This is a genomic window from Trabulsiella guamensis ATCC 49490, from assembly GCF_000734965.1.
GTDB lineage: Bacteria > Pseudomonadota > Gammaproteobacteria > Enterobacterales > Enterobacteriaceae > Trabulsiella > Trabulsiella guamensis.
Genome location: NZ_JMTB01000016.1, coordinates 1 through 6,818, shown reverse-complemented (window position 1 = coordinate 6,818; position 6,818 = coordinate 1). Strand labels below are relative to the sequence as shown.

10 protein-coding genes are annotated in these 6,818 nt (G+C 49.0%); 2 read left to right on the top strand and 8 right to left on the bottom strand.

The features are described from left to right. The 6 genes from GTGU_RS26865 to GTGU_RS01375 form a co-directional block, all read right to left on the bottom strand. Nucleotides 1-810, bottom strand: an 810-nt coding sequence (locus GTGU_RS26865) for an ead/Ea22-like family protein (RefSeq protein WP_342665255.1), incomplete at its 3' end; no start/stop codon positions are given. Beyond that, a complete protein-coding gene (locus GTGU_RS01395; RefSeq protein WP_038153632.1) occupies nucleotides 810-1,508 on the bottom strand; it encodes a replication protein P in 699 nt (232 codons plus the stop codon). The genes GTGU_RS26865 and GTGU_RS01395, both read right to left, overlap by 1 nt. Further along, entirely contained in the window at nucleotides 1,505-2,437 is a 933-nt protein-coding gene (locus GTGU_RS01390; RefSeq protein ID WP_038153634.1) for a replication protein, read from the bottom strand. Before GTGU_RS01390 ends, GTGU_RS01395 begins: the two co-directional genes overlap by 4 nt. A 53-nt stretch (nucleotides 2,438-2,490) precedes the next feature. Continuing rightward, on the bottom strand, nucleotides 2,491-3,189 hold the full coding sequence (locus GTGU_RS01385) for a phage antirepressor KilAC domain-containing protein (RefSeq protein WP_038153614.1): 699 nt from the start codon (nucleotides 3,187-3,189) through the stop codon (nucleotides 2,491-2,493). A gap of 106 nt (nucleotides 3,190-3,295) precedes the next feature. Continuing rightward, nucleotides 3,296-3,838, bottom strand: a complete 543-nt coding sequence (locus GTGU_RS01380) for a toxin YdaT domain-containing protein (RefSeq protein WP_038153612.1) — start codon at nucleotides 3,836-3,838, stop codon at nucleotides 3,296-3,298. Between the two features lie 17 nt (nucleotides 3,839-3,855). Continuing rightward, on the bottom strand, nucleotides 3,856-4,101 hold the full coding sequence (locus GTGU_RS01375; RefSeq protein ID WP_038153611.1) for a helix-turn-helix domain-containing protein: 246 nt from the start codon (nucleotides 4,099-4,101) through the stop codon (nucleotides 3,856-3,858). 128 nt (nucleotides 4,102-4,229) lie between these two features. Between GTGU_RS01375 and GTGU_RS01370 the strand changes: the two genes are divergently transcribed. Next, nucleotides 4,230-4,922, top strand: coding sequence for an XRE family transcriptional regulator (locus GTGU_RS01370; protein ID WP_038153609.1), 693 nt, complete (start codon nucleotides 4,230-4,232; stop codon nucleotides 4,920-4,922). A 21-nt stretch (nucleotides 4,923-4,943) separates the two neighbouring features. Here the strand turns inward: GTGU_RS01370 and GTGU_RS01365 are convergent, their stop codons facing one another. Together GTGU_RS01365 and GTGU_RS01360 are read right to left on the bottom strand one after the other, a co-directional pair. Then, nucleotides 4,944-5,318 (bottom strand): hypothetical protein, encoded by a 375-nt coding sequence (locus GTGU_RS01365; RefSeq protein ID WP_038153608.1) that lies wholly within the window; start codon nucleotides 5,316-5,318, stop codon nucleotides 4,944-4,946. Between the two features lie 426 nt (nucleotides 5,319-5,744). Further along, entirely contained in the window at nucleotides 5,745-5,999 is a 255-nt protein-coding gene (locus GTGU_RS01360; protein ID WP_038153606.1) for a hypothetical protein, read from the bottom strand. A 247-nt stretch (nucleotides 6,000-6,246) separates the two neighbouring features. Here GTGU_RS01360 and GTGU_RS01355 point away from each other — a divergent pair, with 247 nt between their 5' ends. Further along, nucleotides 6,247-6,624 (top strand): hypothetical protein, encoded by a 378-nt coding sequence (locus GTGU_RS01355; RefSeq protein WP_038153605.1) that lies wholly within the window; start codon nucleotides 6,247-6,249, stop codon nucleotides 6,622-6,624. Nucleotides 6,625-6,818 lie beyond the last annotated feature (194 nt).

The following is a 6,818-nucleotide window of genomic DNA, read 5'->3' as shown; positions in this document are numbered from 1 at the left end:
CCCCTTGCCGATGCCAGCGGCGGCACGTTCAGCCTCGCTTTGTTCCCAAAACCACCGGTGCAGTTCCATCAGCTCTTTGTCGAGTGGCTCGTATTCCCGGTCAAAATATGCCTGAGCGTCTTTCTCATCCTCGCTGGGTAGTTCACCGGGACCAAACAGCGTGTTGTAAATCCATGCCAGGCCGTTCTTAGCGTCGCCAGTTCCCTGCCATTCGATAATTGCAGCCTTCATGACCAGCAAATTTTTACCAAGCAGCAGATCGACTTCTTTAAAACGCTTGCGAATATATTCATTCTCACTCTGTAGTTCGGTGATGCGCTTCTCTGCGGCTTCAACTCGGTATTTTTCTCGCTGGAACATCTTGTGAATTCGGTCGAGAGCTTCAAGTCGTGCTGCTGATGTTTTTTCTGCGGCTTCCAGCTCATACAGCAACGCCAGCACGGTGGCGGGGTTGGCGGTGGCGATGAAGTCACTGTTGTCATCCGTAACGCCGCCAGACAGCAGATCGACAATGCGTGACGGGTATGTGCTCAGGCTTTCACGGCGAGACTCAGCGCTTGATAACCCGCCTTTCATGCCCCTGATTTGCAGCTTCACAGCACCCTCGCCTTTCTTCCACGCTTCGTAAGCTGCAAGTCCGGGGAAGTAGCCAAAACCAGCGGCGCTATGAATCATGCCCGTCGATTTGAGTACTGAAATTTCACGGTCAAGCGCTTTACCGGAAATGCCAATGGCCTTGCACAGATCGACGCGGCGAACCGGATGATGAACTTTGACGTAATCGAAAATTCGTTGTTTTAAGGTGTCCATTAACGCTTTCCCCCAAGGCCATGTCTGGCACGGATTTCTGCAATCTTCGCCAGCGACTTAGCTCGCGAAAGAGGTTTCCCGCCGAGCACTGGCAGTTGCTTAACAGGCGCCGGGATTGTTTCACCGCGACGAATGCGATCAGCCATGACAGAAAGCTCATCTGCAGCTTTACGGCGAAGCTCTGTATCGCTGAGAGCGTTGGCGCGCATGTTCGCGTAGAGCGTCGTTACCAGCCAGTAATGGGCGTTTGACTGCCATGGGTATGACTCTGCATCCGGGTAAAGCCCGCGAGTCCGACAGTATTCGTAAATCAGATCAACCAGCTCGTGAGCGTCTGGCAATCCGGCTGCCGCAGCCTCTTCGACTTTGCACCAGGTGACAAACTGACCAGGAGAAGGCAGAAACGGGCGCTCCTGTCGGCGGGCAACGCGCATACCTGCGTCAACCTGAGTCATTGAGGTGATTCCGTTTTCCATGAAAGCCATGACCCACTGACGGCGGATTTCGTCTATCTCATGCTGGTCACGGTTAGCCATGCCTGCCGGGAACGCAGCGAGAAGCTGGGAAAATAACCCGTTGATGATCTGCGCTACCTGCTCCACTTCCTGCGGCTCGTTGTGATGCGCCGGGAGGTTGTGCGCCATAAGTCGCATTTGTTCTCGGTCGAAGTCATGCATCTGCTCTGCAAGGCTTTTCATAGCTTCACCCAGTAGATCCAGTCGGTATTTGTGATGGAGACTTTCGGTTTTTCAGACGTAGTTCCTGTGGCTTGCTTGTTCCGCTTGATATCAAGTTGAGTCCACTTTTCGCGCAGCGTAGCCGGACACAGGACATTGCCTTTCCAGAAATTATCCTCACAGGCCCACTTGAACAGCGTGGCAATCTCCTTGTGAGTGCGATTGTCCCGCTCCCTCATCAGACGGACATCGTTGGCCCATGCGGCGTAGTTTGGTTTTTTGGCAGAACTGGAAATCCCCTGAACAACCGTGAAAAGCCATTCAGCACAACGGAGGTCTTCGGATGTACCCCACTTGGTGCCACTCTGGATCGCAGCGTCAGGTTTCAGGACGGGAAGTTTTTTATCTGGCTTGTCTGAGGATTCGTCAGAATTCTCGGACGAAGAGTTATTTATATTCTTGTTATTACCTTCTTGTTCATGATGTGCGGGGAATTGTGCGGCCTTATGTGCGGAATACCCATCTGAACCCGCGCCATTACTGGCTTCGTCATGTGCGCCTGTATGTGCGGATGTATGTGCGGGTAAATTGTCCATTTTTTGAGCATATTCAGCATAATTTGTGATAGTGATCACCCTGCCTTTTCGCTTCTCTCCAGTGATGGTGATCATCCCTTCGCGGACAAAAACAGACAGCATTCGCTCAACAGAATCCCTGCTTGTTGGAACTCCTTTTCTGTCACAAAGCTGAAGACCCAAATCGGATGCAGTTACTACCAGTTGACCGGGAAGCAGAGGCCATTTATGCCCCTTAAAAGAGGCCGTATAGGGTTGTCTGGCTGCGCTCATAAGCAGGTTCTCCCACAGCGTGCGAAGGTATACATCCTTCGCCCATGGCTGCTTAAGCACGCTCCGGTACAACGGGATGTAACCAGACTTCTGGTTTTCCATCCTGTTGCTCCTGAGTTGCCTTGCGGCGTTTAAGTCATAGACGGTCGCCGTTGTCATGCTGCACGCTCCTTAACCTGCTGGGCAGCCCACAATCCGGCGATCCACTGAATGCCTTTAGGTGTGAATTTATTCTGAGTAAACGCATGTCCGGTAAGCTGGTTTTCACCTGTTTTAACGGTGAATCGTCCGGCGTCGATATGCTGCGCGTAAGGGGTCAGTTTCCCGGCAAGGAGATACATGATTTCGTTTTCAAGCAGAAACTGACGGAAGAGATTTTCTTTGATGTGCAATAGTTTGCAGGTCTCACGAAATCCGAGTGATCCTGACGCATTTACGTAACTGTCAACGAACTGAGCCTTCGGCGCCGCAATGGAAAGCTGGTTTTCAAGCTGAAGTTTTTCTTCTGCCAGATCGGCAGCCAGACGCAGTGCTTCCGGCAGAGTCTGAGGTAGTGACGGCGTAACCTTCTCTTTCAGTTTGGAAAGCACAGTACGGCGAACAGCCTTAGACTCACGCATACCCACAAGTACGCACTGATCGTTAGTGAGACGAAGCTGATAAGACTTTGTGCCGTTCGGATTGGTCACTACGAAACTTTCGTAGTGCTCGCCATCAAGCTCATCAAGCACACGCTGGACAAAATCGTTATGACGTACCGGATTTTCAGCATGCTCTGCTCGAGCATTATTTATGATCGCAAGTAGCTCAGAGCTGCTGATAAGGTTGTTGTCTATCGTAATTATTCCTGACATACTTACCTCGTTATTTATCTGGTTAAGTGTTGTTGACGTAACACAGTGTTTTGAGAGCCGTTGCTGCTACCTACAGCGCGGCTTTCGCCTTTCTTGATTCCTTCCATCACATCATCCCCATCATTGAAGTGACCATTGCCATCAGTGGACCGGCCAGATCAGGGTCAACCCGAAATACCGATACGATCCCCTCACTCAATTCCTTTAACTTCTGATGTTTTGGTGCGTTAAGCATCACTGCTCGCTTGGCTTCGCTAAGTTCCTTTTCCATTGCTGCAAGACGAGACATAAAACTGTCTTCTCCGGCAAGGCGCCCACGAAATTCCAGCGGTAAAACCGACATGATTGCTGGCGTCAATTCGCGAATGTTCTCGCGATAGCGCTCCGTGTCGAATGCGTTATCCAGGAAGCGGAACAGCTTCTGACGGGCACGGCTAATGTCTTCCGGGAAGCTGATGGCGGTCCCGCCCTGCTCCCGGTATTCGTTGATGATCAGAGCCGAAACGACGTCCTGATTGTCTAGTGCAGACGACCATGCCCGAACCGCATCGCGGATCTTTTCGTGGTCTGGCGCCGCCTTAGGTTGAGCGCGGTTTATCATCGCCCCTGGGTGTATTCCGGTATTGTGTTGATACGCAAGTGAATGCATTGCTTTCCCTTTCGTGGTTAGGGCCGCCGATTAGGCGGCGTGAGTTCTGGGTGCGGGAACAGCGCAGGCAGGTCAGGACGGAATTCGTAATCCTTGATTTCACCAGCGACTGCGTTAACGAGATCAGGGACATGCTCAGGGGAAATTCGCTTCTTTCCGTTGAGCCAGTCGCAGATCGTTGATTGTGCTTTTCCACAACGTTTTGCCAGCTCTTTCTGGCTACCAGCGATGGAAATCGCTTTTTCTACTGCGGGGTTTTTCATAATCACCTCGGCTATCAATTTTTAGTGATTATGGATATCGCTTAATCGAATGTCAATCGCCTATGCGATTTTTTGATTAGTAATCGCCTTAGCGATACGATTAAAGGGAACTGTTAACAGAGGTGACTATGGGATTCTCAGATCGTTTAGCGCATGCAATGAAACGTGCCGGGTACACGCAAGGCAAGTTGGCTAAAGAAGTTGGCATGGCTCAGTCGAGTGTTTTCAAGTTACTCAACAATGCCAATGGTTCGAGAAAGACTGTTGAGATAGCGTCTGCTCTTGGCGTAAGACCAGAATGGCTATCAACTGGTGAAGGCGAAATGGAAGTCAGTGGCGTGCATGAACGATCTGCGCTATACCAGGTTAAAACCTCTGATAATGGATTTTATCGCGTGGATGTTCTCGACGTTAAAGCCAGCGCTGGTCCTGGCTCACTGGTAACCAGTGACTTCATTGAAACAATTCGTGCAATTGAATACACCACTGAACAGGCGCGAGCCATGTTTGGAAACCGGCCAGCGAATCACGTGAAGGTGATTACAGTCAATGGCGACAGTATGGATGGTACGATTTCGCCTGGAGATCAAATCTTTGTCGATACAGGAATTACTCATTTTGATGGGGATGGTGTTTATGTCTTCGTGTTTGGCAACACCCTTCACGTCAAGCGCCTACAGATGCAAAGGGATCGCCTGGCAGTGATATCTGACAATTCCATTTATGAGAAGTGGTACGTTGAAGCTGGAGATGAAGATACCTTCTACGTTATGGCTAAAGTCCTTTTGAGGCAGTCAATTGACTACAAACGATTTGCTTAACCCGGCAATCCTGGTTGATTATTATGACCGCCATCCTTCAGCTGATCTTTTTGCCTCAAGTTCGGCAACACGATTAAGGTTCTTTTCATTTTTCATTATTACAATCAACTGCTTATATCCATAATGTGTTGGTGGGTAAAATCTATCCGGTGACTCCTGCCCTGTTAGCCTCCTGTATTCCGATGCTTTCTTTTCGTGTATTGCTTTCATTGCCGGATACACTAATTCAGCCATAGCAACCATTTGCTCGCATAGTTGTTTAGCCTTCTCCAGGTTATTCCCTTTTGCTCTTAACTTGTAATGCTTCTTAATTTTCTCTTGTAATCCAAAATGCGCCTGAACAAGCTGCTCAGGTGATAGACAGCGCAGTTTATTTACCCACTCTTTCATTTCCATTACTTTTCCCTCCGCTTTTTTCAGCATATCACGAAATTTTTTTCTAACTAAATCACTTTATAAATCACATACATATAACTTTAGCTATCGTTAATATCGTTTTGGCGATTGACTACAATAATCGCTTTAGCTATTGTTAATCCATCAAAACGAAACATCGACAGCTGAGCGAAGTTAGCCAGCGGCGAAGTGGAGTTAGATGACCGCTTAGAGCCGCCACTTGAATTTCAGCAGGTGACGGGGAGCGCGAAGGGTGAAGCGGACGTGAGAGCGTTGGCGTGACCAGCTGGAACTAAAGGTTTACCAGCAGCTCTTTGCGAGGGGCTGACGGTAAACAAAGAGAGGTAAATATGAATGGCTTTACTAATGAGCCTGCCAGCGCATTGATTCGCCAGCAGGCAGGGATGTATGCAGTGCAGTTAGAGGCTATTTGGCATGCAAAAAAAGCATCTGATAAATTGGTTTCTGAACTGCAAGCATCTCAACAGCGGCTGATGATCCGCCCTTCTCAACAAAACTGATCACCTCTTCGAGGTGTCTTTTGGCTGCGGATGATTGCTCAGGAGGCATTGTCGCAATGATCGCGGTGATGGCCTGTTGAAAAGCCAGGTTTTCCGCACTCAGTTTTGTAACCCTTTCGTTCAAATCTTCAATGACTTTAACCATTGAAAACTCAGACATAACTAATTCCTTATTTTGACTGTGGAAACATCAGTCTACGGCATTCCTTTGACTGTGGAAAGCAAGGGAGCGCGCGCCGGGCGCGGATAAATATCCCGGTATTAACAGGAATGTTTTGGGGTGTGGAAGGTGCTTTAGGCACAGCCTGGAAGCGGCAAGGTCAATATTCGCAGAGACTTGCGGGGCGCGAACTTCCACACCACCAAAGCATTTCTCCCGCATCAGCGGGTAACGACAGAGGGAAAACATGAACGAACAAGCCAATAAAATACTCGTTGAGTTGCTACAGAAGGCAGCTGACGGCATTGATAGTGCTGTAGCATTCAGTCAGGCACAGATTCCGGATGTGATCCATCAGTTGCTGATATGGAATGCAGTAAGCAGCCTGCTATTTCAGTTGATAGCGATTCTAACGGTGATGGGGTTCTTGCTAACGGTTAAGAAAGCCTGGAATGTAGCTGAAGGATACTCAGGTGCTGATTTCTTAGCCTTTTTGTACATAACCAGTGGAGCATTGACCTCAATCATTATGTTTGTCGGATTCTGGTTCAACTTTGACTGGCTAAAAATCTGGCTGGCTCCGAAGCTATATCTCCTCGAATACGCAACATCACTCATCAAGTAACCCGCTCCGGCGGGTTTTTTATCGGCCATACATAGGCAGATTTTCGAGTCTGCCCATTTATGACAACCGGCGGCCATCCACTGCCAGAGATTAAGCGCAGAAGTCTTATTTAACGTTCAGCAGCCCAGCTTACGGGCAGGAGATAAAAATGAATATGGCAGATTTGAATAAGATTCTCGAAGAACACGAAGTTT